Source organism: Turicibacter sanguinis, assembly GCF_013046825.1.
GTDB classification, from domain to species: domain Bacteria; phylum Bacillota_I; class Bacilli_A; order MOL361; family Turicibacteraceae; genus Turicibacter; species Turicibacter sanguinis.
Map to the genome: position 1 here is coordinate 97,183 of NZ_CP053187.1, position 25,439 is coordinate 122,621.

Genomic DNA, 25,439 nt, shown 5'->3' on the forward strand with positions numbered 1-25,439 from the left:
AAAAGCTTTATCAAGGTTTAATTCAATTCTAGTTTTTAGGTTTAATATCTAATTGCTCTAATTTATCCCATAATACTTTTAACGCTTTCTCTGGATCACGGTAAAAGACACTTCCACGAATTCTTAAGAAACACCAACCTGCACGTTCTAGTACGCGCTGACGTTCCATATCTTGCTCAATTTTCTCACTGCCATAGAACGTATCACCATCACACTCAATAGCCAACCTTGAACGTACCCCCTCAACAACTAAGTCAATTTGATACTTTCCTACGCGAACTTTTGGAGTCACTTCATAACCATGTGACAAAATAGCTTTCATCACATCAACTTCAAACAACGTTTCACATGTCCCACTTGTTGAGACAAACATCGGTTTAGGATTTTGACAATAACTTAATAATTGATAACGAATATCTTCAGGCATTAACTCTTCTAGTGTGACAGAGTGATATAATCTCATTTCGCATTTTGCTCGTGAGGCAGCTACATTAAATCGTTGAGTATATTGTTTTTTATTCAACGTGTTATAACGCATATTCGGAGCAATAACTAATGATAAACACATAATATCACGTTCATCTCCCTGGAAAGAATAAGCGTCCCCACAAATAATTTGTCGCTCGATCATCACTTTCTCACCAACAGCATCAAGTAATAATGAAGAAATATATTTAGCTTGCTCTGCGCCAAGTAACGAAATAACGCCAATACTCTTATGAAAATAGGCAGGATTTTGAACCATTTCCTTTATATCAGAAACAATACGAATCGCTTCTTCATGATTGACTTTTCGCTCATTACGCGTTGCATTTTCAATATAAATAGCACAAACTGGTGGATTAAATTGCTCAGAAGTCAGTGGTAACTTTAATGGAATCATCTCGTTATGGTAACTTAATGCATTTGAAAAACCAATGATTTCAGGCACACATCTAAAGTGTTCTTTTAACATTAATTTACCTTTACTTGAAAAAACACGACACGCCACATCGTAAAGTGATGTTTGTAAATCGTATGAACTTCCTCCTTCAATATTATATAAATAACGCTGAGCTAAATCTTTGACTTGTGTTTCACTAATTCCCGGCATCATCGGACTAATTTGTTGATCATCCCCGACGATAACTGCCTTTTTAGCTCGCATAAAAATAGGTAAACTTAACAGATTACATTGACTACTCTCATCGATAATTACCACATCAAATAAATCTGGATTAATCGTAAAATTCTCAATAGCTTCTTTTACTGGCATAATCCAAACTGGAATCGCCGACTGACACTTTTCCATCTCAGTACGTGCTTCACGACGATATTTAGAGGCATGACGTCCCGTTCCTTTACCAATGCGATTCATTTTTTGCATCCATGTTTGAAGCGCTCGATCCTCTTCTGGCGTCACACGTTCTAATTGATTTTTCCACGTCATTTTAAAAATTAACTGCTTAATAATTGAAACCTCTTCTTTTTCAAGCAGAGATAGTTTCATTTCGAGCTCGCCAATTTTCCACTCATCAAGCTGATTTAAAAACGTTTGAAGCTTTCCAAACTCAAAAATTTCTTGTAAGCTTCCCGGAATTGATTCAACTAACCCAACTGTTCCTAATATCTCATTTGCAAACAATGGCATACTAACTTTTAAAGTATTTAATAACTGATAAAATTCTTGATACTGTTCCTTAATTTGAATTAAAGATTTAATTTCAACTAGCAATTCACTAAAACGTTCATGATTCTTTTCAACTAAGGACTCATATAATTTTGAACAAAGCGGATGCATATGATCATTCATCAAATTCGTTTTATATTGTGATAACAATACTTGATAAACGTCTCGCCATCCCTTTAAGCGCATTTTAACTTGTGTCAACTCAATCGAATAAGCTAAATGACTTAGCTGTGATAAATTCTCATACTCAATCTTTTTAAACGTCTTTGTTGAGGCGGTAATATACTCATTCAATGCTTGAATACGCTCCACACACTCTAACGTATTTTCTAATTGTTTTAACTTTTGATGATGCTCGAACAACTTCAAAAGCTGATTACTCTCAATCAAAGCTCCACCATTCACCGCTAAATTCTTATTCCAAACCGCCGCAAACTGTTGTAAAAGCTCAATCTTCTCTTTATACAATCTCACACAATCTAAATCATGCAATGTTTCAATCTTGTGCCCGTTTACACGCGTTTTTTCATAAAAAGCTTTTAAGTCGGGATTAAACGTTAAATATAAACCTCGAATGGGTTTATTAGCGTGAAGTTTCTCTGAAATGGTCATCAAAAACTGCTCGTATTTTGGATGATCAAAAAACTCGCATCGAACTTCATCATTTACAATTTTTAACTCATGTTCATTTATCTTAACCATAATCTGTTTAAGATGCTCATACACCGTCTGCCAAACCGAATATCGATCATCTGTTAATAAACACTCTTTTAAAATATGTTGTTCTAGTGGATCTTGTACTTTATCAAGCTTTGACACGAGTTGCACTAATTGTTGATGCACATTTTCTAAAAACACACGATTTTCATCAAACTCATATAAATCATCAAAAACTTTCAATTCCTCAAGACGAGTTAAATAACCTTGCTCCTCTTTTAACAAATGGCGGTATTCTTCAATACTTAACACACGACTTAAATTTGGAAAATGAGAATGAATAATCTCCTTATGCATTCTAGGTAAATGACACTTTAACTCCCACAATGTCACAAACTGCTCATCACTTAAGGGACACGTTGCATTCATTTCAATTAAATCTTTAACCCAATGATACTGAGCTGATTTTTCAAAAAACAACTGTGCCATTTCATAAGGCTGAGACATTTTCTCCTTCCATGGATATCCTTTTGAATCTAGCTCTCTGAATCTTATAATATTATTTCTCGTCATATTCATTTGGCGACGAATCATATCTAACTGACGACTTAAAACCTGAATTTCTTTTTCTAAAATCTGGCTATCATATACTGCTAATCCTTCAGAAATACCACGAATCGATTGCTCAATCTGATTAAGTGACTGGCGATCCCCACCAAGTAATGAAACACAAAGCGGCTGAATTTCTTCAGGTAATTTATCCATCAGAACACGTAATGCTTTATCTTTTTCACTCGTCACTAAAATTCGCTTCCCATGTGACAGCAAATGAGAAATTAAATTGACGATCGTATGGCTTTTCCCCGTTCCTGGAGGTCCCTGTACGGTAATGGCAATATTATTTTCAAGGCGTCTTGCAATATCTTTTTGCTCTTCATTCGCTGGAAGTGGAAATAATAAGTTCTCCCCTACACCCTTCCAACTTAAAACATCCTCATCACTTAAATTTAATCCCTCTACCCCGATGATCGATTGAATCGTTTTAGGAATCTTTCCACCTTCATCTATATAATCAAGCGTTAACTTTAAATCCTCTTTTAATAAAACATCCGATTTAGCTCGTACAAATAGCACATTACGTGGAGCTACAACAGGATATTTTACGCCCTCTTCTGACATAAATTTCTCAACATATTGACCATTTGGATGGATATAATGAATAAACTGGCGTAAATAAGGCTCAAATTCTTCTACGACAAATGGATTAATCGATTGATCCGCTACAAAATCCTTCAACTTCATAATTTCAGTATGATTTGGCAGTTCAATCCCCGATAGCATCTCAAGTTCTAGCTGATACCCCTTCCCCCCGGGAATTAATTTGGCAATTCCTTTTTCAGCATCAAACTCTAATTCTAACTTCGTTGTTAAAAGAGGATGATAAATTTGTGACTTACTTGGATAAGTGAGCATCCCAATTCCAAGCATTAACTCGAGGGATTTTTCCTCTGATTTAAAAACCTGCATCAACTTGAAAAAATAATCATACATTTTTTGAACTTGACGCTTACGCTTTTGTATCACCGCCCATTGCGTCCATAACCCTAACCATAATTTATACTGAGATGTAATTAATTCAATTCTCGATAAAACATCATCCATTTTCTCTAGACATTCTTCTTTAAAGATAAATGAAGAAGAATGTGAAAGTAAAAAGACTTGCCATGGCGTTAAATCAAATTCTTCATCTATCTCACTTTCAACTTTATCGCGTAATTTTTCAAGCTCTTCCTTTAGAATTTGCAATAACTCTAAATCAGAACAACTCACACTACTCTCTTTCGTATAATCAAAATCAAGTAATGTGACAACCTGAAAAACTAATTCATTTAAAGGAGGATAATCAGCATTAAAAGATTGTTGGTGAATTTCAATGACTGACTGTTCATCGTCTCCTTTACCATCCAAATATAGTCCAAATCCTTCTTCTAAATCATCCAAAAACCAATATTTCTCGTATTTCTGTATGTGTCGAATCGGCTCATAACTTAAATTTCGAAGAGCCAATAAATACTCGAATAACTGTCTCACCTTTTTCTCCACAGTCTTCCCTCCACTTTTCTTCAAAATACACCTAAACCTGATATTTTTCTACCTTTATTATATCATGAAATTTCCATGTTTCTTCCTCATTTCTCTCGTAGAATTCTGGGATTGTTTGATGTTTTTTGTCGTAATATAACATTTTTTTATAATTAAAAGTTAAATCAATCACTAGACTTTATTAAAGAGAAAAATTTAAGCATTTTTTTGCATTAAGTGAAATAAAATTCATGTTTATATTAATCGGAATTTCCACTCCTATCATGATATTCTCTCTCTTAACAACCGTATATCCAACATTAAATGAAACTTTTAGAAACTCACTCTTTCAAATTATTTCAGCCATTTCAACAACTAGCTATGCAACCGTATCCTTTAACGACTGGACTCCATTTGCGCTTTTCTTAATGATAATTCTCATGATTATGAGCGGGGGAGCAGGTTCAACATCCGGTGATATAAAACTCTATCGTATCTTACTTTTATGTAAACAATGTATCTAGAATCTAGAATCTAAAAATGAAATTTAAATCAGAATTTTTTATTAAGGAAGACACACTCCTCAAACCGGAAGGAAAAATATTTTTAGAATCATCTTTCATTATTGAAGCTTCTACCTATGCTTTCGCCTATCTAATTCTCTTACTGATAGGTACTTTCATTTTTTTAGTATAGGGTTATCCACTTCAATCCTCATTATTTGAATTTTCATCAGCACTTAAAACCAATGGACTATCTATCGGTATTACTTCTGCCACAACTCCACCGTCATCTTATGGACTGAGATAATTGGGATGATGTTTGGCCAACTTGAAATCTGGGTGATTGTAATTGCTATTATTAAAATTTTTAGACAAAAGTAAAAGGAGTATATCTACAATATACTCCTTTTACTTGAACTAAATATACTCATTTTCTATTAAATAAACAATCTCAGTCGTTGCAGAATTTGAAAAAAACGATTTTTCTTGTTGTTCAATCAAAACATGACCTGCAAACATCACTATAACTAAAAGAACCATTAAAATACCTAAAAAAATCCATCTAGACCAACTTGATTGATAAGATGGTCTTTTCTTATTACGCTTATTAGAATTTATTTCAATCTCATTATCCGAATCATAGTCAATCAATACTCCTGCTTCTTCCAAGTCCTTTTTATTAAATTCTTCAACAGTTACATCTAAAGCGCAGGAATTGATAGAAATTATCTCACCTTTTTCCATCTTCTATCCCTCCTATACTATTTAGTATATAAAAAATAAGAAAATAGGTGATATAAAAGTAAATCTTTCACTATTTAACTAAATAAAAAAACATCCTTTAAGGATGTTATCTACTAATTTATGGGGCGACTGATGGGAATCGAACCCACGAATGCCGGAGCCACAATCCGGTGCGTTAACCACTTCGCCACAATCGCCATGGCAGGGGTGGCAGGAATCGAACCCACGCTAACGGTTTTGGAGACCGCTGTTCTACCGTTAAACTACACCCCTATTAAATTAATGGTGCCGAAAGCAGGACTTGAACCCGCAACCTACTGATTACAAGTCAGTTGCTCTACCAATTGAGCTATTTCGGCACTAATAAATGGTGACCCGTACGGGATTCGAACCCGTGTATGCATGCGTGAAAGGCATGTGTGTTAAACCGCTTCACCAACGGGCCATTATTATAATGGCGCCCCAACTAGGACTCGAACCTAGGACCCCTTGATTAACAGTCAAGTGCTCTAACCAACTGAGCTATTGAGGCATTGTACAACCTAGCAACGTCCTACTCTCGCACTTGCGTACTACCCTCGGCGCTAAGGAGCTTAACTTCTGTGTTCGGTATGGGAACAGGTGTGACCTCCTTGCCATCATCACTAGATTATATTTGGTGCCTAGGGCCGGAATCGAACCGGCACGGGTGTCACCACCCGCAGGATTTTAAGTCCTGTGCGTCTACCAGTTCCGCCACCCAGGCATTTCATTATTTCAGGCACGCGCCTATTTTCAAAAATGGTGTCCTGCAGAGGACTCGAACCTCTGACCCTCTGATTAAAAGTCAGATGCTCTACCAACTGAGCTAGCAGGACTTTTATGGTGGAGGATGACGGGCTCGAACCGCCGACCCTCTGCTTGTAAGGCAGATGCTCTCCCAGCTGAGCTAATCCTCCAAATGGTGGCTTGGGACGGAATCGAACCGCCGACACAAGGATTTTCAGTCCTTTGCTCTACCGACTGAGCTACCAAGCCTATTTAAATGGCGGTCCAGACGGGAATCGAACCCGCGATCTCCTGCGTGACAGGCAGGCATGTTAACCGCTACACCACTGGACCTTTTGGTTGCGGGGACAGGACTTGAACCTGCGACCTTCGGGTTATGAGCCCGACGAGCTACCAACTGCTCCACCCCGCGATGTTATTTAATTAATATGGCGGAGGAAGAGGGATTCGAACCCCCGCTACGCTCTCACGTACTGTCGGTTTTCAAGACCGATCCCTTCAGCCGGACTTGGGTATTCCTCCACATATTAGTTGGTAGCGGAGGAGGGACTCGAACCCCCAACCTCACGGGTATGAACCGTACGCTCTAGCCAGTTGAGCTACTCCGCCATTTTATTATTTTTTTTATTTAATTGGTGGAGACTAGGGGGATCGAACCCCTGACCTCCTGCGTGCAAGGCAGGCGCTCTCCCAGCTGAGCTAAGTCCCCTGGGTATTTAATTAATGGTCGGGAAGACAGGATTCGAACCTGCGACCCCCTGGTCCCAAACCAGGTGCTCTACCAAGCTGAGCCACTTCCCGTTTTATGGCGCGCCCAAGAGGAGTCGAACCCCTAACCTTTTGATCCGTAGTCAAACGCTCTATCCAATTGAGCTATGGGCGCTATTAAGTTGGTGCCTAGGGCCGGAATCGAACCGGCACGGGTGTCACCACCCGCAGGATTTTAAGTCCTGTGCGTCTACCAGTTCCGCCACCCAGGCATTTATTTATCCATAAATGTTTATTCTTTTTTTTAAAATGGTGTCCTGCAGAGGACTCGAACCTCTGACCCTCTGATTAAAAGTCAGATGCTCTACCAACTGAGCTAGCAGGACTTTTAATGGCTGGGCTAGCTGGATTCGAACCAGCGCATGACGGAGTCAAAGTCCGTTGCCTTACCGCTTGGCTATAGCCCATTTTCAAAATGGTGGTGGGGGACGGATTCGAACCGCCGAACTCGGAGAGAGCGGATTTACAGTCCGCCGCGTTTAGCCACTTCGCTACCCCACCAGATGGTGCCGAAAGCAGGACTTGAACCCGCAACCTACTGATTACAAGTCAGTTGCTCTACCAATTGAGCTATTTCGGCATCTTTTTTATTTAATTATGGTGGAGGATGACGGGCTCGAACCGCCGACCCTCTGCTTGTAAGGCAGATGCTCTCCCAGCTGAGCTAATCCTCCATGCAGATATTTCTATCTAATTTTAAATGGTGACCCGTACGGGATTCGAACCCGTGTATGCATGCGTGAAAGGCATGTGTGTTAAACCGCTTCACCAACGGGCCTTTTATTTTCCGTTTTGCGACTTCGTTATTCTATCATCTCAACTTGTTTTCGTCAAGAGTTTTTTTGAAAAAAGTTTTTTTTCAAGAAGTTACTCGATTATTTTATCAACCAACATCTCTTTTGTCAAATACTTTTTAAAATTCTTTGTTAGTTCGTTTTATTTACCAGAAACGAACTTCTATATAATACCAAGTTTGTCGTTTCTTGTCAAACCTTTTTTTCCTAAAAAGTTTTTTAACTCATCCCCTTCTCTTGAAGAGAACTTTTATATAATACCAAATCTGTCGGTTGTTGTCAAACATTTTTAATATACTTTTTTAAAAATATAAAACACTCTAATATCAATCTGATATTAGAGTGTTTTATATAAATTATTTCGCTACACTTCCTGCAATATTTAAAGCATCCCACGTTCTTGCAAATGGTGGTGCATAGCATAAGTCTAACATTGCCAGTTGATCGGTTGTCAATCCTGCAAAAATAGCAGTAGCTAATACATTAACTCGTTGAACTGCATCTTTACGTCCAACAACTTGTCCGCCTAATAATACTTTTGTATCAGCATTATAGATTAACTTCACATAAATTTTGGTTTGTCCTGGATAATAACTTGTTTGATTCATATCTGTAATAAATACTGTTTTATAGTTTAATCCTAAATTTTTAGCCTCTTGTTCAGATAATCCAGTACGCCCGGCTTCTAAATCCATTACTTTTAGACACGCTGAACCTAAAGAACCGTTAAATTGTTGATGGGCACCTGCTAAATTTTCACCAATAATGCGTCCCATTTTATTTGCAACCGTTGCTAATGGAATATAAGCCGGTTCAGATTTCAAAATATGATTGATACTTGCACAATCACCAGCTGCGTAAATATCTTCAATTGAAGTACGCCCCTCTTGATCAATGATAATGGCACCATTACGGAGCATTTTAATTCCTGTATCTACTAAAAATTCAGTATTCGGTCGTACACCAGCAGTTAAGACAACAATATCGACATCATAACTTTCATCTTTAGTTTGAATTTTAGTTACATATTCTTGACCTTCTAAAGCTGTAACTGTTTGAGCTAAATGCAGATGAACATTGTGAGCTCTTAGCTCTTCTTCTAGAATATCTGTTATTTCTTTATCAAAAGTATCAACCAGAACACGATCATTTAATTGGAAAACATGAACTTCTTTTCCATATTGCTTAGCCGCTTCAACAACCTCAAGCCCAATAAACCCTGCTCCTACAATCGCAACACGATTTAAATCAGAATTTTGCATTGCTTGTTTTAAATCATGACCGTCTTCCATGCTTTTTAAAGTGTAAACATGTTTAAGATTTACATTTTGAATTGGAGGGATAATGGCACTTGCTCCTGTTGCAACCATTAATCGATCATAGTAATCGTCAAACACTTCATTTGTTGTTAAATTTTTTACAGTTACAACTTTATTATCTACATCTACTTTTAATACTTCATGTTCTGGATGAACAGAAATTCCTGAGGAATTGAATTGCTCTACTGTTCTTGCAATCATATTTTGAGAATCTTCAAAGAAATTTCCGACAAAATAAGGTAAACCACATGCTCCAAATGAAACATGTTTTGATTTTTCATATACTGTTATACTTGCATCTTTATTTGAACGCTTTAATTTTGCAGCAGCACTCATTCCAGCTGCAACACCACCAATAATAACAACCTTCATCATATAACCTCCTTAAAATTACCTTACATTATCTTATATTATATCAAATTTTCTCATAATATATATAAATAATGCCAAGCATAAAAAAAACATCCTTTAAGGATGTTATCTACTAATTTATGGGGCGACTGATGGGAATCGAACCCACGAATGCCGGAGCCACAATCCGGTGCGTTAACCACTTCGCCACAATCGCCATGGCAGGGGTGGCAGGAATCGAACCCACGCTAACGGTTTTGGAGACCGCTGTTCTACCGTTAAACTACACCCCTATTAAATTAATGGTGCCGAAAGCAGGACTTGAACCCGCAACCTACTGATTACAAGTCAGTTGCTCTACCAATTGAGCTATTTCGGCACTAATAAATGGTGACCCGTACGGGATTCGAACCCGTGTATGCATGCGTGAAAGGCATGTGTGTTAAACCGCTTCACCAACGGGCCATTATTATAATGGCGCCCCAACTAGGACTCGAACCTAGGACCCCTTGATTAACAGTCAAGTGCTCTAACCAACTGAGCTATTGAGGCATTGTACAACCTAGCAACGTCCTACTCTCGCACTTGCGTACTACCCTCGGCGCTAAGGAGCTTAACTTCTGTGTTCGGTATGGGAACAGGTGTGACCTCCTTGCCATCATCACTAGATTATATTTGGTGCCTAGGGCCGGAATCGAACCGGCACGGGTGTCACCACCCGCAGGATTTTAAGTCCTGTGCGTCTACCAGTTCCGCCACCCAGGCATTTCATTATTTCAGGCACGCGCCTATTTTCAAAAATGGTGTCCTGCAGAGGACTCGAACCTCTGACCCTCTGATTAAAAGTCAGATGCTCTACCAACTGAGCTAGCAGGACTTTTATGGTGGAGGATGACGGGCTCGAACCGCCGACCCTCTGCTTGTAAGGCAGATGCTCTCCCAGCTGAGCTAATCCTCCAAATGGTGGCTTGGGACGGAATCGAACCGCCGACACAAGGATTTTCAGTCCTTTGCTCTACCGACTGAGCTACCAAGCCTATTTAAATGGCGGTCCAGACGGGAATCGAACCCGCGATCTCCTGCGTGACAGGCAGGCATGTTAACCGCTACACCACTGGACCTTTTGGTTGCGGGGACAGGACTTGAACCTGCGACCTTCGGGTTATGAGCCCGACGAGCTACCAACTGCTCCACCCCGCGATGTTATTTAATTAATATGGCGGAGGAAGAGGGATTCGAACCCCCGCTACGCTCTCACGTACTGTCGGTTTTCAAGACCGATCCCTTCAGCCGGACTTGGGTATTCCTCCACATATTAGTTGGTAGCGGAGGAGGGACTCGAACCCCCAACCTCACGGGTATGAACCGTACGCTCTAGCCAGTTGAGCTACTCCGCCATTTTATTATTTTTTTTATTTGATTAATGGTCGGGAAGACAGGATTCGAACCTGCGACCCCCTGGTCCCAAACCAGGTGCTCTACCAAGCTGAGCCACTTCCCGTTTTATGGCGCGCCCAAGAGGAGTCGAACCCCTAACCTTTTGATCCGTAGTCAAACGCTCTATCCAATTGAGCTATGGGCGCTATTAAGTTGGTGCCTAGGGCCGGAATCGAACCGGCACGGGTGTCACCACCCGCAGGATTTTAAGTCCTGTGCGTCTACCAGTTCCGCCACCCAGGCATTTATTTATCCATAAATGTTTATTCTTTTTTTTAAAATGGTGTCCTGCAGAGGACTCGAACCTCTGACCCTCTGATTAAAAGTCAGATGCTCTACCAACTGAGCTAGCAGGACTTTTAATGGCTGGGCTAGCTGGATTCGAACCAGCGCATGACGGAGTCAAAGTCCGTTGCCTTACCGCTTGGCTATAGCCCATTTTCAAAATGGTGGTGGGGGACGGATTCGAACCGCCGAACTCGGAGAGAGCGGATTTACAGTCCGCCGCGTTTAGCCACTTCGCTACCCCACCAGATGGTGCCGAAAGCAGGACTTGAACCCGCAACCTACTGATTACAAGTCAGTTGCTCTACCAATTGAGCTATTTCGGCATCTTTTTTTTATTTAATTATGGTGGAGGATGACGGGCTCGAACCGCCGACCCTCTGCTTGTAAGGCAGATGCTCTCCCAGCTGAGCTAATCCTCCATGCAGATATTTCTATCTAATTTTAAATGGTGACCCGTACGGGATTCGAACCCGTGTATGCATGCGTGAAAGGCATGTGTGTTAAACCGCTTCACCAACGGGCCTTTTATTTTCCGTTTTGCGACTTCGTTATTCTATCATCTCAACTTGTTTTCGTCAAGAGTTTTTTTGAAAAAAGTTTTTTTCAAGAAGTTACTCGATTATTTTATCAACCAACATCTCTTTTGTCAAATACTTTTTAAAATTCTTTGTTAGTTCGTTTTATTTACCAGAAACGAACTTCTATATAATACCAAGTTTGTCGTTTCTTGTCAAATCTTTTTTGAAAAAAGTTTTTCAATTCATTACCTTTTATTGAAACGAACTTCTATATATTATCAAGTTTGTCGTTTTTTGTCAAACCTATTTCCAAACTTTTTGAAGAATTTTAAAGTAGCATCTAATGATGCTACTTTTTCTCTTGTCCTTTCCCCTTAAAAAACAAGGGATAGATACCAAATCCTATAAAACTTATACTGCTATAAATAATAAAAGTTGCATTCCTAATCTCTCCTAGGATTTCTTTGAATACATGTTTAAGACTTAAAATAACAAGAATTCCAATTAAGCATCTTAAGATTTTAATCACTAGTGTTGTATTCTCTTGAAATTGAATATACCTTTTTTCAATTGTTGTTCCGAGCGCAAATCCAATAAATGTTCCTAATGATTTTGAAAAATCTATTGAAGTCATAAAAATCCCAGGAATGAAAACAATTAAAGTCGCTAAATATAAGAACTGTTTATTTTCTGTTCTTTCATAAAGATAATACGTAATCGTTGCGACTATAATTCCAAGCAGTAATCCAACTATTACATCACGCGGATAATGAACACCTAAGTAGAGTCTAGAAATCGCAACTAATAATATAAGAAGTAAACTTCCCCATCTAATCGAGCGCTTCTTCAGGAATATTCCTATCGCAAAATAGGTTGAAGAGGCTCCTTGCGTATGTCCGCTTGGAAATGAATAACCTGTTGCCGTCTGAGTTCTTAGAGAACGAATCCCTTCTTTACCAATCGGACGTTCTGCTTTAAAAATATTCTTAATCCAATTATTTAACAAACAACTTGTAAAATAAGAATAGCCTATGTATTCACCAAACTTTTTATTATAGCCCCAGTAAATACAAAGAATCACCGACAAAATAACGGCACTTTCTCCTAACATCGTGATAAACTGAACCACTTGATCTAAAACTTCATTATGTATACTTTGTATCATGCGTATAATATCTAACTCACTCATTTTCTTTTTCCCCTTCTTCAAATATTTCATTCAACACCCTGCCATCACAATCATAAAAATCTAATCCTAGTATGCTAGCAATAGTTGGAGCAATATCCATGACGCTTATATTTCCCATCTCAAATTGATTTTTTATCCCGACACCTGAAATCATGACAATAGTTTTATAACCTGCCTTAAGCGGTGAGTAGCCATGATTACCTTTTGTAAAATTTGATTTAACATCTTTAGAGGTTAAATCATCTTTAAATTGATAGCCCGCCTTGGCTTCAATTGCAATATCAACATCTGATGAAGCATGAAGACGCTTCAAGTCATTAACTGTATAGATAGTTTCAATACCGTAAGTAGGATCTTGCATGACAGATCGCAGTAACGTCATCACTTCTTTTTTGATAACTGAATCGTGGTCTTTAATATAAACATAAGCTCCTAACCCAAGGGATTGAACATAAGCTTTGTAATTTAGTCCATCTTCTGTTTCAGTGATATAACCCGCTCTTTTTAACACATTATTTAAATAAACATTCTGATGAACATCCATCTGCCCATGATCACTTGTCACAACAAAGACTGTATCATCATAATATCCCGCTTCCTTTACTGCTTCTACAATTTCCATCACTGATTGCTCATACACATTAAATGCCTTCACCGATTCAATAGATTCAACACCAAAATCATGCCGAAAATGATCAACGGAAATAAGATGTATCGCTAACAAATTAGGTTTCTTAGATTTTATCGTATCAACTGCTACAGCGGTTGAAAATTGATCTAACTTAGGTTGGGTACCATCTCCTAGGATTTTTCCATATTTCAAATAGGACTTAACCAAGTACATCGGTGTACCACTTTCTAATAATTTCGTTGCTTGGTTTTCTCCTGCTAAGGCAATAATTTCAGGAATATTATAAGTGATATTTCCTCGCCCTGTGACTGGCCATAAAATACTAGCCGTCACAAATTGATGTTGTGCGAGTTTATCAAACAATGAAGGAACTTTTACTTCATCTTGATACCAGTACCACGTTTGGTTTTTGATTGGGACTCCTACCTGTAGCTGGTGATTATGATAAATTCCGTGTTTATCCGGAGTCGTTCCAGTGACGATTGAAGTATGGATGGGATAAGTTAAGGTTGGATAGACGGTAGTTACTTGATTAGAATAGGCTCCCCTGTTAATTAACTCTAAAAAAACAGGGCGTTGCATTAAGTTATCAAAATCCGCTTCATATACACCATCTAAACTAATCATGATGACATGTTTAGCTATTTCATTTCCTGTATAAGCTGTTTTTTTGAATACTTGTCCCAAATCAAAACACATCCAAACTCCCCCTATTAAAATAATGATTACTCCTATGTATATCATTACTTTCATTATTTTATTCATGTTTTCACTGCCCCCATTAAATTCTCCCCTTTACCTTTTATTACACCTTATTTTTATAAACACTTAAATATAACGAGAGATTATGTTTAGCTCATAAAAAAAAAAGAGTTGTCATAAAATACAACTCCAACCTATCGATATTCTAACATTCCACCTAATACATTGATGACATCGTATCCTAAAGAATTTAGGTATGCTGTCACTTGCTCCGTACGAGCTCCTGAACGACAAATTAAATAATAGCACTCTGTTTTTGATAAATATTGATGGGGTTCTCTCACTAATTCTTGCATCGGGATATGTCTGGCTTGCGCTAATTTAGGTAACGTTTTAAATTCTAATGCCTCGCGAATATCTATTAAATTGATCTCATTTAATTGAGGTTTTAAATCTTTGATATGAATGTGTTTCATATTTTGCACCTTCCTTATCCTCTCTTATTGTACCATTGATTCTTTTATTTATAAAATGACATGCAATAAATAAAAAAAGAGACTATCAGGAAAGTCTAATAGTCTCTTAAGTTAATGCTTATAGTTTAACGATATGAGAAGCTTGTGGTCCGCGGTTTCCTTGAGTAATTTCAAATTCAACTTTTTGACCTTCTTCTAATGTTTTAAATCCATCACTTTGAATTTCTGAGAAGTGAGCAAACACTTCATCACCGTTATCAACAGTAATAAATCCGTATCCTTTGTCAGCATTAAACCATTTTACAGTTCCTGTTGCCATGTTAAAAAAACCTCCAAAAATAAAATCATTTTAATTAATTAGTTACATCTCATCTAATACATGTCATTTATTAAATATTAAAACTGATGGAACTATCATTAATATTGTTGGTTTTATTTTTAAAATTATTCATATTTTATAAAAAAATTTTAAAAGCTACTTAAAAAAGTAGCTTTTAATGATTATTCTTCTGTTGAAACAGCTGTTTCAGATACGACTGCTCCATATTTTTGTTTTAAGTTATTATCAAAATATTGATAGTAACGTGTTAAGATACGTCCATTATATAATTTACGGTTTTTATCCGCTTCACGTCCAAATGCTTTTTCAAATTTAGAGAACGACGTTAAGATATTGAAATCCCAAGTATCTAATTTACGTTTCATGATTCCTAATTTTTTGTTTAATTTGAAGACTTCATCCTCTTCACCGATACGTTCTCCATATGGAGGATTTGTAATCATATAGGCGTATTTATAATTAGAAGAGAATTTATGAAAGTCTAATTGATGGAATTCAATTGCTTTAGCAACTCCTGCTTTTTCAGCATTTTGACGAGCCGTACGTAAAACTTGTCCATCTATATCATAACCAAACATACGTAATGAGTTATTCTTGATGGCTTTACGAGCACTGTCACGAACTTGTTCAAAAATTTCAGGATCCATTGATGGCCAATCTTCGCAAACAAATTGACGATTTAATCCAGGTGCAATATTATTTCCAATTAAAGCTGCTTCAATTAAAATCGTTCCCGATCCACAGAATGGGTCAACCAGTAAGCGTTCTGGTTTCCAACGTGATAAGTAAACTAAAGCTGCTGCTAATGTTTCTTTTAACGGAGCTTCTCCAGCGAATTCACGATATCCACGTTTGTGTAGTCCCGCTCCTGATGTATCGATTGTTAATGTCACAACGTCTTTAAGTAATGCTACTTCAATTTTATAAACCGGTCCATCTTCTGTAAACCAATCTTGGTTATACGCGCGTTGCATACTTTTAACAACGGCTTTTTTTACGATTGATTGGCAGTCAGGTACACTGTGTAAAGTTGATTTTACCGACTTCCCTACAACATGCATTTTCCCGTTAACTGGAATGTATTGACTCCAGTCAATGGCTTCTGTTTGATTAAATAAATCTTCGAATGTTGTCGCTTCAAATTCTGCTACTTTGATTAAAACACGTTCTGCTGTACGTAACCATGTATTTGTAATGGCGATGTCCATTTCATCTCCTTCAAAATGAACCTTACCATTTTCTAATTTTAAATCTTCGTAACCTAATCGTTTTAATTCGCGAGCTGTTACGGCTTCAATTCCAAATGTGGTTGTTGCAATTAATTGATAATCCATATATATTTCTCCTTATCTTAAAGTAGATCGTTTAGTTAAACGAATACTGAGATGACATTTAATTACAAAATTAGATTTAAACTACTCTTTTATTCTATCCATCTTACTCAAACTCACAACGTCGTTTTTAAGATGGCCCAAAATACCATTTTTAAGTTTATCATTAATCTGAACTGGTGGCAACGATTATCTAACTTTGTCGTTTGAATCGTATCAGTTTAAACCGAAAGTATCCTTTATATCATGAACGATTAAGAAACCGTTTAAACAAAAAAAGTCATTCAATTATTCACTGAATGACTTTTTTTCTATTTAATTTCAATGGTTCCATTGACTTGTTTCACGTACTTAATGTTTTGCTGATCAAGCAATGATGTCAGTTCCGATGTAATTTGTGTGCCCACTTGATTTTGATCGGTCACAAATTGGCTATAATAATCGCTGACTTCAGATGTCATGCTTTCATTTGCTACGACTAATTCTACCATTTGATTTAAGCTAGCTAATTTATAAGATAATAGGCGATTTAAATTAGAAAAAGATTCATCTGCCCCTTCACTGATACCAGTGGTTTTAATTTCAATATTTTGCTGAATAGTTTGAAGTTCTTGTTTATAGCTATCTGAAAAATCATTTAATTTTAAATGTGAGGTAAGTTGTTGATTCACTTCATTATGCATTGACATTAATTCGTCATACTCGGTTAGATATGTTGTGATTGGACTCACTGAATTCACTCCAAATAATCCAAGAAGTTTTTCTTGTGGAATCACGCCACTTGCATACAAAATAGTAACTAAAACAATGACAAGTGGTAGCCCCACTAATATACCTCGTAAAACATCAGCTCCCATTCCATCATTTGAAAGCGATAAGTTGAGGTGTTGATTTGAGGATTTATGATTTTGACGATTCCCTGCGTACTGACGGCTTAAATCATGATTCGCCTTATATTGTGTCGGGTCTATTCGTGGTTTTTCATATAGCTGTTTTCCTTCCTCTAATTCTTCTTCGAGTTTCCATTCTTGATACCAGTTACGATAATACTTTCTTTTTCTAGTCGACATCTCCCTCATTGCCAAAGTGATTAACTTTAGCAACTTCCCCCTTTCGTATGTGCTATTAGATCTTTTTTTATGTGTTATCTTTATCGTTACGACATAACAATCCTCATTCATGATGTCTCATTATTTTAAAATAATTCTTTATATTGTAGCTTACGTGATTTAGATTCAGCGTATGACTTTAATCAAAAAAAAGAATTCGACGTTTTTATTCATGTCAGAAAAAAAACAAAGAATGTGTCATTTGAATTCATAGGATAAGTCTTATATAATGATAGTTAAATGTCTCAAAATTAGGAGGATACATGGAACAACAATCATTAAGAAAATTTTTGATTTTTAACTTGTTAATCATGACGGTCTTTAACTTTGCCCATCCCGTCACACCTCGCCTTATTAATGAATTAGGGCTACCGTCATATATGTTTGGATTATTTTTTGCCATGATGTCTCTAGGTAGCTATATTTTTTCACCGATTTGGGGAAGTCTTTCCGATTACAAAGGGCGTAAACGCTTCTTGATGCTTGGTGTTTTAGGATATGGAACCGTACAACTTGGATTCGGACTTAGCCAAACAGCAGGTGTCATTTCAATCTTCAGGATTCTTGGGGGAATTTTAAGCGTTAGTTACGTCGCTGTTATAATGGCCTCTATTAGCGATCTTTCAACAAAAGAAAATCGTGCTAAATCACTGGCCTACTTAGCTGCCACAACAGCAATGGGAGCCGCTCTCGGGTCTAATATTGGAGGATGGATCGGAGCGTCAAATTATAAGTACACATTCATCGCCCAATTTATTGCCTGCATCTTATTAACGATTGCACTTGGTCTTTTCACAAAAGAAACCATTGAAACGAAAAAAGAAGGAAAAGCCTCTATTGCGACTAACCACTTAAAACTGAGCCAGAAATCGATTGATTTTAAATCAACACTTGGAAGCTTGATTATAACGGTTGCCTTTATGAACATTACCACAACGTCTTATAATTCAACAATCGGTTACTTTGTTGAATCAGATTTAAAACTTCCAACTCAATTAAATGGACTCGTTTTAAGTATCGCACCCATTTGTGCCATTTTAGTTAACTTCTTAATTAGTCCAAAACTGGCTGCTAAATACGATGAACTAAAAACATTAATGGTGGTCATCGCCTTAACTGCTTTCTCATTGTTTATGTGGGCCTTTAGTTCTAATCTGATAATTGTTGGATTATTCTTAATCATCTTCTTCATCGTCTTACCATTAGCACAACCGATTTATCAGAGTATGATTTCAAAACATGCAAAAGACAATGCTGGCGAAATCATGGGAATCCAGAATTCGGCCAGATCTCTTGGGATGATTGTCGGTTCTTTACTTGCTGGTTTCTTATATGACTATGGAAGTAAATTACCGTTTTTAGTCGGAAGTTTTACTGCATTTATTGCTTTAATCGTTCTGATTAAAGAATATAAAACAAAACAAAAAGACATCAGCAAATCATAGCTGATGTCTTTTTAGTTTAATACTTTTTAGGCTTAAATAATAACAAGGAACTAATGAGGCATAAAACGAACGATGGAATGCCATAAAAGGCACCAATTGCAAAAAATGAAAAAGTATGACCAATTGCTCCAATCACAGCTCCTTTCACTTTTTTTCCTTCTCGATTTAAGTAAGCCATTGTAATGAGGTTAAGAACAAGTAATCCTAGTGCGAAACAAGAGAACACTAATAGCATGAAACCAGAAAACCCTTTTGCTGGTTCCGATAGCCCACCTGTTAATTCAATTTGTGGAATTACGAGTTTTACTAACAAATAGACAACTCCTGCAATTAAGTTTAAAACAGCAGTCACAAGACTAAGGTTAAATCTTTTTTGCGCTTCCATAAACTCATCCCCATTCAGAAGTATTTCACCCTTATCTTAACATGTCACCCTATTTTTATCAACGCTTACAACAAATGGTTTTAGCTGACTTTTTCTAAGGTGATTAAGGCGTGCCGAGCATCAATTTCCTCTTCGGTTAAACCTAAGTTTAAAACCCGATTTAACTTTTCAACACAATACGAATTTGGTTTATAACAATTAGACGTCCAAATCCACATGTCATCCATTCCAAGTAAACGGCAAATAGCAAAAGCAATCGCAGCACCACGAGATACACCCGCTAAGCAATGAATGACGATACTTTCTACTTCTTCTGCATGATCTAAGACAAAATCTTTAATTTGATGACACTGCGCCTCAGACAGTAACGTTTGACTATCCGCTACCTCCGTAATATCATCAAAGGCTAATGATATTTTTTCAACAATTCTTGGGTTATGATAAAAGTTTGGGGGCTCTGTATTTGTTCCAACAATGGATACCAATAAAGCAACGCCCATCCATTGGTCATAGCTCCAATCCTGTGCTTCTTGTTGACTCATAATTTTGATTTCCATTTGATCACATCCTTTTCTTTAGCTCTTATACTATAGTTTATTGTAGATTTTTGAAATTTATCACCTTCTAATCAATGATTTTCTTTTTCCTTCCATCTAATGCTCATTTAACGATACATTTATAGAAAATTATTGATATAATTTTATTATAATTCTAATACCGGGGGGAAAAACGATGATACGTGTCGCATTAGATGGAACAGGAGATTTTTTTACGATTCAAGAAGCGGTTGATTCCATCTCAGATAGTAAACCTGAAACGATTTATATTAAAAAGGGAGTCTATGAAGAAAAATTGGTGATTGAAAAGCCCCATTTAACCTTTATTGGGGAAGAGGCAAAAGAAACAATCATTACCTTCTCTGATTATGCCAAAAAGCAATGGAATGAAGATGAAATTTATCAGACCTTTCGAACGTATACGGCTTTAATTGGAGCTAATCATTTATGCTTTTCTAACTTAACCTTTAAAAACGAAGCGGGAAAAGGAAGTGAGGTAGGACAAGCACTCGCATTATATGTAGATGGAGATTGTATTCAATTTCACGACTGCTATTTCCTGGCGCATCAAGATACGCTATTTACGGGACCTCTACCACCAGCACCTATTAAGCCTGGGTCTTTTGTCGGCCCAAGAGAACACGCTAAACGAGAAGTGGGACGCCAATACTTTAACAACTGCTACATTCAAGGAGATATTGATTTTATCTTTGGAAGCGCAACGGCTTACTTTGAAAAATGTACTCTTTTTTCAAATGCATTAAACGGACACAGTTATATTACAGCTGCCTCTACTCAAAAAGAAGAACCCTACGGCTACGTCTTTGAATCTTGCCAATTATTAAGTAATGCCACACCGCACACAGTTTTCCTTGGTCGTCCTTGGAGAGAATATGCACACGTTGCTTTTTTAAATTGTTATATGGGCCATCATATTCACCCTCTAGGATGGGATGATTGGGGAAAATTAAGCTCTCATGACACCGTACAATTTGTTGAATACAACAGTTATGGTCCCGGTGCAACACCCCATCAACGAGCTTCATATGCCAAAGTCATTGATCATCCAACTTATTATACTCGCGAACGTGTGTTAAAAGGTTGGAATCCGAAATGTTAAGGGAATACCGTAAAATTAAAATCAATATTTCATTGAAACAAATTAGTGATTAAACAAGATGAATAGTAATTTTCAAAATAACTAAAAATAATGATTTTATAAAATATTGAACCTACTATTTACTGTATTTATAGTTCATAATTATACTATAAATACAATTATAAATGCTTAAAAAGGTCTATGCTAAGCATAGACCTTTTGTAGTAATTAGAGCCTTTTTTTGAAGCTATCTCGTTATAGCTCTTTTTTATATAATATTCACAACACTTTTTTAATAGTATATAAAAATAAAATACAGGATTAATGATTTATCCTGACTATAAATAATCTCTATTAATAAAATAAAAAAGTTTACTATTCAAAATAAATATCAAGAAAAAAATTTATTTTCAACTATCGAAACTTCATCGCTTTTTTGTCGAAAAAAACGTTGTATATGTTGATATGATCCGCTATAATTGCGTATGTCTAGCAAAAAAAACGTCAAATATTGTCGAAAAATTAAAACATTAAAATTATTGTATATTTTGTCATTTGTTGTTATAATTCATGTGTCTAGTTATAAAATACTTTTTTTAACATTCTATTTCTCTAATATAAATCTTTACCACACAACTATATACCTTTTTTAAAAAAACTAAATCATTAGAACAATCTTCATCTTATTATAACTAGACTTGGATTGTTTTTTTAAACCATTAAGTAATTATATCTCACGAGTATGATTTTATTACTGTAAATACCTATCAATATTGAAGGGTCCTAGACCCGCTTTTTTATTTATTTTATGAATGAATAACTAATAACCTAATAAAGGAGGTTGAAAATGATCTCACCTAATCATTTAAACAATATCTTACTCATTATAGATGAAGTAAAGCTAATCCACTTCCATAAAACCTCTTTACTTCATCAATCCTTGATTTCTAATACCGAAAAAAATAAAACATATAGACTAATCACAGATATAACAAAGCTTGAATTACTAATTAACCAATTAGAAGTGGTTATAAAATCATTAGAAAAAATCTAATTTTCAAAAGCATCATCATAATAATTTGATAAATCTTCTAAATTTATTTTTTATCCCTTGAAACATAAATATACCACAAAAGTGTAGTATTGTCATTCAAAATATACTATAATTTCTCAAAAAATTCTTAAATTATAGAGAAAATAACAAAATATACCACAATAGTGTAGTATTGTCATTTAAAATACACCACAAACTTTAATAAATATCCATTACATCTAATCATACGAAAGGAGCATTCTATTTGTCCTTTAATTCCTTTTTATCGAAGTATAAAATAACTGGGTATGCACTATCAAGAATGACTGGTTTAAGCCAATCCACTATTGCAGCTTGGACTAGCGGTGTAAGAGATCCGATGGGAATGTCGTTAAAGAATGCGCTAAAAATTTGTAAAGCTCTAAATATTGACCTTAATACGCTTCACAAAGAATTGAATCAGAAAAATTAAAATTAATTATCATCAAACTTACTATAACTATCTAATTTTTATTTATGACGAATTGTCAATACAAATGCGACAGTTTCTCATGAAATAGCTCGAATGAAGTTTTCCACCCTAAACATTTTCGTGGTCGATGATTAATGAGGCAGAGTGCCTCATTAATCTCTTCGTCACTGACTCGTGCTAAATCTGTCTTCTTCGGGAAAAACTCTCGAAGAAGACCATTGGCATTTTCATTACTTCCTCTTTGCCAAGACGAATAGGCATCTGCGAAGTAAACAGGAACCTTTAAATCAGCTTCTACTTTGGAATAACAAGCAAACTCTTTTCCTCGATCAACCGTATAAGTTTTAAAGGTGTCTTTAGGAAAGAGTTTATATAACTCACTAATCGCTCGGTACATTTCTGTTGCTGAGCGATTTTCTATTTTAATGGCCACATAAAAACGTGTTTGACGTTCAACAAAGGTCGCCAAGCAACCTTTACTCTTTCCACGACTTGAAACAACCGTATCTAATTCCCAGTGCCCAAACGTTTCACGTCTTTTTACTTCTTTGGGACGTTGATGAATCGACGTTCCAATGTTAAATCGTCCGCGTGTTTCTCGTGGTTTTCGTCGCTTTCCTTTTTGTCTTAAACAACTTAAATCTCCTAACAAAATGGTTTCATCATAAATCCAACGATAAATGGTTTTAAATGAAAGAACACCCTTTAAAACGGTATTAGAAATTTGTTCAGGCGACCAGGTTAACTTTAAATAATGTTGGATGGTCTGAATGACTTGTTCAGATTTCTTCTCTGGACAACGACAACTTAATCGACGTTGTCCAGCTAATTCTTCTGCTAACTCAGCCTGATACGTCTTTTGAGTATTTCGTTTCAGTTCACGAGCAATCGTTGAATGATGGCGATTTAGTTGTTGAGCGATTTGTCTCGTTGAATAGCCCATTTTTGAAAGAACTTCTATACGTGTGCGCTCAAATGTGTTAAGATGTTTATAACTCATAAATAGATCTCCTTGTTAAGAATTTTGTGTGGTAACTTCATTCTATAACAAAGATCCTATTTATGAGTTTTTTTTTGTGTCGCACTTAATATTACAATCTATCTTATAGAATATACCCCATTTATAGAATATATTAAATAATTTATGACTACACATTAATTTTTATTTTATGTGGTAGGGATGATCTGTATTTCTAAATTTATTTTCTTCCTATAAAAACTATTAAATTTAATGTACATCTTCTAAAACTAATGTGTGACCTTTAAATAAGAGGAACTATCGGATAATAGATAATTAGCTTTATCTGCGAACCATAGCTCCTTTTTTTATTCTTATTGGTGAAAAAATTTTCATTTATTTTCAAACTAATATACGAAGTCATCTTTTATATACACTAAAGGAATGGCAGTTTAAGCTGATAATTTATAGAATACTAAGCATAGTGTTTACTATATTTATCTTTCATCATTATAAAAGCTACTTCCTTATATCCCCTTTTCTTATTAACAAATATAAGCCGCTAAAATTTTGCTTACTTCTGTGACATTAACACCCCTTGCAATGGTTTTTTCAATAACGCCATATCCTGATACCAAGATCTTAAAATCAACATCTAAATCCACTGTTCCAGCTGCCTCCAAACTAAAACACGAAATTTTATGATAGGGAATATTTACATACTCAACCTTACTTCCCGTCACACCCTGGACATCTGATAGAATTAATCGTTTATTTGTCAACACAATATAGTCTCGAAATGATTTAAAAGCAAACTTAATCTCCTCATCTGAAGTTAAAATTCGTTTAAACTTCTCATCCACCTTATCAGGATGAATCTCTACCGAATTACCCGATAAGTTTTGCATGAATGACATGCCATCCCCTCCTTAAAAATTATCCACATATATTCCACGAGTTTCTTGTTCAAAATACAACGATCCCACCGTTTGAACACGTCCATCTGGATGATGATAATAAATAAAACGCTCTTCTCCCTCGTAAAAGGCATCGACATTAAAAACAATCCCAAATTTCTGACTTTTAGGCACAATCTCACTGTAAGCCCCTAAGTAATGAATATGATTAACATCAGAATCTAGATAAACATCCTCAGGAATACTAATCGTCGGATAATCGGAATTTAATCGAAAATTATTTAAATTAATCAGAGCTCCCAAATCCGTCGCTTCCGTGACTTCAAGTACGACGACAACCGTCCAAGTCGGTCCATTTTCATAGTATCCCCAATCCCACTCATCAGTTGACTTAAATTTTCCAAGGTTTAACGTGAAGTGATTCGCCAAATAAAATAATTCAGAATTTAAATCGGATGAAATAACATCTGAGATGAGATTTTCAGTTCCTTGAATTGAGGTCTGTTTTGTAAAGTACATTTGCTCAACCACTACTATTCCAAGCATGATTAAAACTGCTACTCCTACTATCATGCCAATTTTAATTTCTTTAACCAAATGATTCGAAGCACCAGAGAGACTCGGATAGATACGATCCATTTCTTCCGCTCTTTCATCTAATTCGTCTAATCGGCATTCCATAATACAGTCATAAGCTTCCTCCCATTCCTGTAGCTTCTGCCTGTAATACATATTACACTTAGCCTCTTTTTTATATTTCAAAACGAGCTCATCATAAATCGCTTCAATTTCTTCAAGCGACATCGAAGCATTCACTCCTAATACTTGATAGGCACGATTTAAATCATCCATTTCTTTCCCCCTACTCCCTTTCCATCCATTCACTCACAGTATTTC

Annotated in this window: 18 protein-coding genes, 45 tRNA genes and 2 rRNA genes; 4 read left to right on the forward strand and 61 right to left on the reverse strand. The window is 36.3% G+C overall.

The window, feature by feature from the left end; all coding sequences use genetic code 11:
* Positions 1-28: 28 nt before the first annotated feature.
* Positions 29-4,429, reverse strand: a complete 4,401-nt coding sequence (locus HLK68_RS00465) for an AAA domain-containing protein (protein ID WP_132942919.1) — start codon at positions 4,427-4,429, stop codon at positions 29-31.
* 263 nt (positions 4,430-4,692) lie between these two features.
* Between HLK68_RS00465 and HLK68_RS14770 the strand changes: the two genes are divergently transcribed.
* The gene (locus HLK68_RS14770; protein ID WP_350022611.1) at positions 4,693-4,932 is read left to right on the forward strand and encodes a potassium transporter TrkG; all 240 of its coding nucleotides are present in this window, start codon (positions 4,693-4,695) and stop codon (positions 4,930-4,932) included.
* 396 nt (positions 4,933-5,328) lie between these two features.
* Here the strand turns inward: HLK68_RS14770 and HLK68_RS00475 are convergent, their stop codons facing one another.
* The 55 genes from HLK68_RS00475 to HLK68_RS00745 form a co-directional block, all read right to left on the reverse strand.
* Positions 5,329-5,655 (reverse strand): hypothetical protein, encoded by a 327-nt coding sequence (locus HLK68_RS00475; RefSeq protein ID WP_009606150.1) that lies wholly within the window; start codon positions 5,653-5,655, stop codon positions 5,329-5,331.
* 121 nt (positions 5,656-5,776) lie between these two features.
* Positions 5,777-5,852: transfer RNA gene (locus HLK68_RS00480), tRNA-His, on the reverse strand.
* Positions 5,853-5,854: 2 nt separating this feature from the next.
* Positions 5,855-5,928, reverse strand: a tRNA-Trp gene (locus HLK68_RS00485).
* Between the two features lie 10 nt (positions 5,929-5,938).
* A tRNA-Thr gene (locus tag HLK68_RS00490) sits at positions 5,939-6,014 on the reverse strand.
* Between the two features lie 9 nt (positions 6,015-6,023).
* Positions 6,024-6,100: transfer RNA gene (locus HLK68_RS00495), tRNA-Glu, on the reverse strand.
* A gap of 10 nt (positions 6,101-6,110) precedes the next feature.
* Positions 6,111-6,187, reverse strand: a tRNA-Asn gene (locus HLK68_RS00500).
* Positions 6,188-6,195: 8 nt separating this feature from the next.
* Positions 6,196-6,304 (reverse strand): 5S ribosomal RNA (rrf, locus tag HLK68_RS00505).
* A gap of 7 nt (positions 6,305-6,311) precedes the next feature.
* Positions 6,312-6,400: transfer RNA gene (locus HLK68_RS00510), tRNA-Leu, on the reverse strand.
* Positions 6,401-6,436: 36 nt separating this feature from the next.
* Positions 6,437-6,512: transfer RNA gene (locus HLK68_RS00515), tRNA-Lys, on the reverse strand.
* A 5-nt stretch (positions 6,513-6,517) separates the two neighbouring features.
* Positions 6,518-6,593, reverse strand: a tRNA-Val gene (locus HLK68_RS00520).
* 3 nt (positions 6,594-6,596) lie between these two features.
* Positions 6,597-6,672 (reverse strand) — tRNA-Phe (locus tag HLK68_RS00525).
* A gap of 8 nt (positions 6,673-6,680) precedes the next feature.
* Positions 6,681-6,756: transfer RNA gene (locus tag HLK68_RS00530), tRNA-Asp, on the reverse strand.
* 3 nt (positions 6,757-6,759) lie between these two features.
* Positions 6,760-6,835: transfer RNA gene (locus HLK68_RS00535), tRNA-Met, on the reverse strand.
* A 17-nt stretch (positions 6,836-6,852) separates the two neighbouring features.
* Positions 6,853-6,945 (reverse strand) — tRNA-Ser (locus HLK68_RS00540).
* A 10-nt stretch (positions 6,946-6,955) separates the two neighbouring features.
* Positions 6,956-7,032 (reverse strand) — tRNA-Met (locus HLK68_RS00545).
* Positions 7,033-7,056: 24 nt separating this feature from the next.
* Positions 7,057-7,132, reverse strand: a tRNA-Ala gene (locus tag HLK68_RS00550).
* 15 nt (positions 7,133-7,147) lie between these two features.
* A tRNA-Pro gene (locus tag HLK68_RS00555) sits at positions 7,148-7,224 on the reverse strand.
* 5 nt (positions 7,225-7,229) lie between these two features.
* Positions 7,230-7,306, reverse strand: a tRNA-Arg gene (locus tag HLK68_RS00560).
* Positions 7,307-7,314: 8 nt separating this feature from the next.
* Positions 7,315-7,403, reverse strand: a tRNA-Leu gene (locus HLK68_RS00565).
* Between the two features lie 38 nt (positions 7,404-7,441).
* Positions 7,442-7,517, reverse strand: a tRNA-Lys gene (locus HLK68_RS00570).
* A 6-nt stretch (positions 7,518-7,523) separates the two neighbouring features.
* Positions 7,524-7,598, reverse strand: a tRNA-Gln gene (locus HLK68_RS00575).
* A gap of 9 nt (positions 7,599-7,607) precedes the next feature.
* Positions 7,608-7,692, reverse strand: a tRNA-Tyr gene (locus HLK68_RS00580).
* A 3-nt stretch (positions 7,693-7,695) separates the two neighbouring features.
* Positions 7,696-7,771, reverse strand: a tRNA-Thr gene (locus tag HLK68_RS00585).
* A gap of 18 nt (positions 7,772-7,789) precedes the next feature.
* Positions 7,790-7,865, reverse strand: a tRNA-Val gene (locus HLK68_RS00590).
* A gap of 27 nt (positions 7,866-7,892) precedes the next feature.
* Positions 7,893-7,969, reverse strand: a tRNA-Glu gene (locus tag HLK68_RS00595).
* Between the two features lie 372 nt (positions 7,970-8,341).
* Positions 8,342-9,676 carry a CoA-disulfide reductase gene (locus tag HLK68_RS00600; RefSeq protein WP_170837654.1) on the reverse strand — a complete coding sequence of 445 codons (1,335 nt, stop codon included), beginning with the start codon at positions 9,674-9,676 and terminating at the stop codon, positions 8,342-8,344.
* A 120-nt stretch (positions 9,677-9,796) separates the two neighbouring features.
* Positions 9,797-9,872, reverse strand: a tRNA-His gene (locus HLK68_RS00605).
* A 2-nt stretch (positions 9,873-9,874) separates the two neighbouring features.
* Positions 9,875-9,948 (reverse strand) — tRNA-Trp (locus tag HLK68_RS00610).
* 10 nt (positions 9,949-9,958) lie between these two features.
* Positions 9,959-10,034, reverse strand: a tRNA-Thr gene (locus HLK68_RS00615).
* A 9-nt stretch (positions 10,035-10,043) separates the two neighbouring features.
* Positions 10,044-10,120: transfer RNA gene (locus tag HLK68_RS00620), tRNA-Glu, on the reverse strand.
* A 10-nt stretch (positions 10,121-10,130) separates the two neighbouring features.
* A tRNA-Asn gene (locus HLK68_RS00625) sits at positions 10,131-10,207 on the reverse strand.
* 8 nt (positions 10,208-10,215) lie between these two features.
* Positions 10,216-10,324 (reverse strand): 5S ribosomal RNA (gene rrf / locus HLK68_RS00630).
* 7 nt (positions 10,325-10,331) lie between these two features.
* Positions 10,332-10,420: transfer RNA gene (locus tag HLK68_RS00635), tRNA-Leu, on the reverse strand.
* A gap of 36 nt (positions 10,421-10,456) precedes the next feature.
* Positions 10,457-10,532, reverse strand: a tRNA-Lys gene (locus tag HLK68_RS00640).
* A gap of 5 nt (positions 10,533-10,537) precedes the next feature.
* Positions 10,538-10,613: transfer RNA gene (locus HLK68_RS00645), tRNA-Val, on the reverse strand.
* Between the two features lie 3 nt (positions 10,614-10,616).
* A tRNA-Phe gene (locus tag HLK68_RS00650) sits at positions 10,617-10,692 on the reverse strand.
* A gap of 8 nt (positions 10,693-10,700) precedes the next feature.
* A tRNA-Asp gene (locus tag HLK68_RS00655) sits at positions 10,701-10,776 on the reverse strand.
* A 3-nt stretch (positions 10,777-10,779) separates the two neighbouring features.
* A tRNA-Met gene (locus tag HLK68_RS00660) sits at positions 10,780-10,855 on the reverse strand.
* A 17-nt stretch (positions 10,856-10,872) separates the two neighbouring features.
* Positions 10,873-10,965: transfer RNA gene (locus tag HLK68_RS00665), tRNA-Ser, on the reverse strand.
* 10 nt (positions 10,966-10,975) lie between these two features.
* A tRNA-Met gene (locus HLK68_RS00670) sits at positions 10,976-11,052 on the reverse strand.
* A gap of 27 nt (positions 11,053-11,079) precedes the next feature.
* Positions 11,080-11,156 (reverse strand) — tRNA-Pro (locus HLK68_RS00675).
* Positions 11,157-11,161: 5 nt separating this feature from the next.
* Positions 11,162-11,238: transfer RNA gene (locus HLK68_RS00680), tRNA-Arg, on the reverse strand.
* A gap of 8 nt (positions 11,239-11,246) precedes the next feature.
* A tRNA-Leu gene (locus tag HLK68_RS00685) sits at positions 11,247-11,335 on the reverse strand.
* Between the two features lie 38 nt (positions 11,336-11,373).
* Positions 11,374-11,449 (reverse strand) — tRNA-Lys (locus tag HLK68_RS00690).
* A 6-nt stretch (positions 11,450-11,455) separates the two neighbouring features.
* Positions 11,456-11,530: transfer RNA gene (locus HLK68_RS00695), tRNA-Gln, on the reverse strand.
* A gap of 9 nt (positions 11,531-11,539) precedes the next feature.
* Positions 11,540-11,624: transfer RNA gene (locus HLK68_RS00700), tRNA-Tyr, on the reverse strand.
* A gap of 3 nt (positions 11,625-11,627) precedes the next feature.
* Positions 11,628-11,703 (reverse strand) — tRNA-Thr (locus HLK68_RS00705).
* A 20-nt stretch (positions 11,704-11,723) separates the two neighbouring features.
* A tRNA-Val gene (locus HLK68_RS00710) sits at positions 11,724-11,799 on the reverse strand.
* A gap of 27 nt (positions 11,800-11,826) precedes the next feature.
* Positions 11,827-11,903: transfer RNA gene (locus tag HLK68_RS00715), tRNA-Glu, on the reverse strand.
* A gap of 344 nt (positions 11,904-12,247) precedes the next feature.
* Positions 12,248-13,087, reverse strand: a complete 840-nt coding sequence (locus HLK68_RS00720) for a phosphatase PAP2 family protein (protein WP_006785768.1) — start codon at positions 13,085-13,087, stop codon at positions 12,248-12,250.
* Positions 13,080-14,417: an alkaline phosphatase family protein gene (locus HLK68_RS00725; protein WP_132943026.1), complete on the reverse strand. Its 1,338-nt coding sequence runs from the start codon at positions 14,415-14,417 to the stop codon at positions 13,080-13,082. Before HLK68_RS00725 ends, HLK68_RS00720 begins: the two co-directional genes overlap by 8 nt.
* 197 nt (positions 14,418-14,614) lie before the next feature.
* A complete protein-coding gene (locus HLK68_RS00730; RefSeq protein ID WP_006785770.1) occupies positions 14,615-14,896 on the reverse strand; it encodes a rhodanese-like domain-containing protein in 282 nt (93 codons plus the stop codon).
* Between the two features lie 118 nt (positions 14,897-15,014).
* Positions 15,015-15,215 (reverse strand): cold-shock protein, encoded by a 201-nt coding sequence (locus HLK68_RS00735; RefSeq protein WP_006785771.1) that lies wholly within the window; start codon positions 15,213-15,215, stop codon positions 15,015-15,017.
* 182 nt (positions 15,216-15,397) lie between these two features.
* Positions 15,398-16,570, reverse strand: coding sequence for a THUMP domain-containing class I SAM-dependent RNA methyltransferase (locus HLK68_RS00740; RefSeq protein WP_006785772.1), 1,173 nt, complete (start codon positions 16,568-16,570; stop codon positions 15,398-15,400).
* Positions 16,571-16,878: 308 nt separating this feature from the next.
* Positions 16,879-17,670, reverse strand: coding sequence for a hypothetical protein (locus HLK68_RS00745; protein ID WP_238843609.1), 792 nt, complete (start codon positions 17,668-17,670; stop codon positions 16,879-16,881).
* Positions 17,671-17,939: 269 nt separating this feature from the next.
* Here HLK68_RS00745 and HLK68_RS00750 point away from each other — a divergent pair, with 269 nt between their 5' ends.
* Entirely contained in the window at positions 17,940-19,121 is a 1,182-nt protein-coding gene (locus HLK68_RS00750) for an MFS transporter (protein ID WP_006785774.1), read from the forward strand.
* Between the two features lie 16 nt (positions 19,122-19,137).
* Here the strand turns inward: HLK68_RS00750 and HLK68_RS00755 are convergent, their stop codons facing one another.
* Together HLK68_RS00755 and HLK68_RS00760 are read right to left on the reverse strand one after the other, a co-directional pair.
* Positions 19,138-19,506, reverse strand: a complete 369-nt coding sequence (locus tag HLK68_RS00755) for a hypothetical protein (RefSeq protein WP_006785775.1) — start codon at positions 19,504-19,506, stop codon at positions 19,138-19,140.
* Positions 19,507-19,586: 80 nt separating this feature from the next.
* Complete coding sequence (locus HLK68_RS00760) at positions 19,587-20,063, reverse strand: dual specificity protein phosphatase family protein (RefSeq protein WP_006785776.1); 477 nt, start codon at positions 20,061-20,063, stop codon at positions 19,587-19,589.
* A gap of 175 nt (positions 20,064-20,238) precedes the next feature.
* Here HLK68_RS00760 and HLK68_RS00765 point away from each other — a divergent pair, with 175 nt between their 5' ends.
* Together HLK68_RS00765 and HLK68_RS14775 are read left to right on the forward strand one after the other, a co-directional pair.
* Positions 20,239-21,183 carry a pectinesterase family protein gene (locus HLK68_RS00765; protein ID WP_132943025.1) on the forward strand — a complete coding sequence of 315 codons (945 nt, stop codon included), beginning with the start codon at positions 20,239-20,241 and terminating at the stop codon, positions 21,181-21,183.
* 1,277 nt (positions 21,184-22,460) lie between these two features.
* Positions 22,461-22,667 (forward strand): helix-turn-helix domain-containing protein, encoded by a 207-nt coding sequence (locus HLK68_RS14775; RefSeq protein ID WP_132943024.1) that lies wholly within the window; start codon positions 22,461-22,463, stop codon positions 22,665-22,667.
* A 55-nt stretch (positions 22,668-22,722) separates the two neighbouring features.
* Here HLK68_RS14775 and HLK68_RS00775 read toward each other — a convergent pair whose 3' ends face one another.
* The 3 genes from HLK68_RS00775 to HLK68_RS00785 all read right to left on the reverse strand — a co-directional run bounded on the left by HLK68_RS00775 (position 22,723) and on the right by HLK68_RS00785 (position 25,394).
* The gene (locus HLK68_RS00775; RefSeq protein ID WP_055164393.1) at positions 22,723-23,667 is read right to left on the reverse strand and encodes an IS30 family transposase; all 945 of its coding nucleotides are present in this window, start codon (positions 23,665-23,667) and stop codon (positions 22,723-22,725) included.
* A gap of 503 nt (positions 23,668-24,170) precedes the next feature.
* Positions 24,171-24,542 carry a PH domain-containing protein gene (locus HLK68_RS00780; protein WP_132942790.1) on the reverse strand — a complete coding sequence of 124 codons (372 nt, stop codon included), beginning with the start codon at positions 24,540-24,542 and terminating at the stop codon, positions 24,171-24,173.
* A gap of 12 nt (positions 24,543-24,554) precedes the next feature.
* The gene (locus tag HLK68_RS00785) at positions 24,555-25,394 is read right to left on the reverse strand and encodes a hypothetical protein (protein ID WP_132942791.1); all 840 of its coding nucleotides are present in this window, start codon (positions 25,392-25,394) and stop codon (positions 24,555-24,557) included.
* Between the last annotated feature and the right edge of the window lie 45 nt (positions 25,395-25,439).

What these genes read in the sequence shown, in the direction of transcription:
- HLK68_RS14770 (WP_350022611.1), top strand. Translation starts at nt 4,693, where the DNA reads ATGATATTCTCTCTCTTAACAACCGTATATCCAACATTAAATGAAACT.
- HLK68_RS00475 (WP_009606150.1), bottom strand. Translation starts at nt 5,655, where the DNA reads ATGGAAAAAGGTGAGATAATTTCTATCAATTCCTGCGCTTTAGATGTA.
- HLK68_RS00720 (WP_006785768.1), bottom strand. Translation starts at nt 13,087, where the DNA reads ATGAGTGAGTTAGATATTATACGCATGATACAAAGTATACATAATGAA.
- HLK68_RS00780 (WP_132942790.1), bottom strand. Translation starts at nt 24,542, where the DNA reads ATGTCATTCATGCAAAACTTATCGGGTAATTCGGTAGAGATTCATCCT.
- HLK68_RS00755 (WP_006785775.1), bottom strand. Translation starts at nt 19,506, where the DNA reads ATGGAAGCGCAAAAAAGATTTAACCTTAGTCTTGTGACTGCTGTTTTA.
- HLK68_RS00785 (WP_132942791.1), bottom strand. Translation starts at nt 25,394, where the DNA reads ATGGATGATTTAAATCGTGCCTATCAAGTATTAGGAGTGAATGCTTCG.
- HLK68_RS00600 (WP_170837654.1), bottom strand. Translation starts at nt 9,676, where the DNA reads ATGAAGGTTGTTATTATTGGTGGTGTTGCAGCTGGAATGAGTGCTGCT.
- HLK68_RS00740 (WP_006785772.1), bottom strand. Translation starts at nt 16,570, where the DNA reads ATGGATTATCAATTAATTGCAACAACCACATTTGGAATTGAAGCCGTA.
- HLK68_RS00765 (WP_132943025.1), top strand. Translation starts at nt 20,239, where the DNA reads ATGATACGTGTCGCATTAGATGGAACAGGAGATTTTTTTACGATTCAA.
- HLK68_RS00760 (WP_006785776.1), bottom strand. Translation starts at nt 20,063, where the DNA reads ATGGAAATCAAAATTATGAGTCAACAAGAAGCACAGGATTGGAGCTAT.
- HLK68_RS00725 (WP_132943026.1), bottom strand. Translation starts at nt 14,417, where the DNA reads ATGTGTTTTGATTTGGGACAAGTATTCAAAAAAACAGCTTATACAGGA.
- HLK68_RS00750 (WP_006785774.1), top strand. Translation starts at nt 17,940, where the DNA reads ATGGAACAACAATCATTAAGAAAATTTTTGATTTTTAACTTGTTAATC.
- HLK68_RS00730 (WP_006785770.1), bottom strand. Translation starts at nt 14,896, where the DNA reads ATGAAACACATTCATATCAAAGATTTAAAACCTCAATTAAATGAGATC.
- HLK68_RS00735 (WP_006785771.1), bottom strand. Translation starts at nt 15,215, where the DNA reads ATGGCAACAGGAACTGTAAAATGGTTTAATGCTGACAAAGGATACGGA.
- HLK68_RS00775 (WP_055164393.1), bottom strand. Translation starts at nt 23,667, where the DNA reads ATGAGTTATAAACATCTTAACACATTTGAGCGCACACGTATAGAAGTT.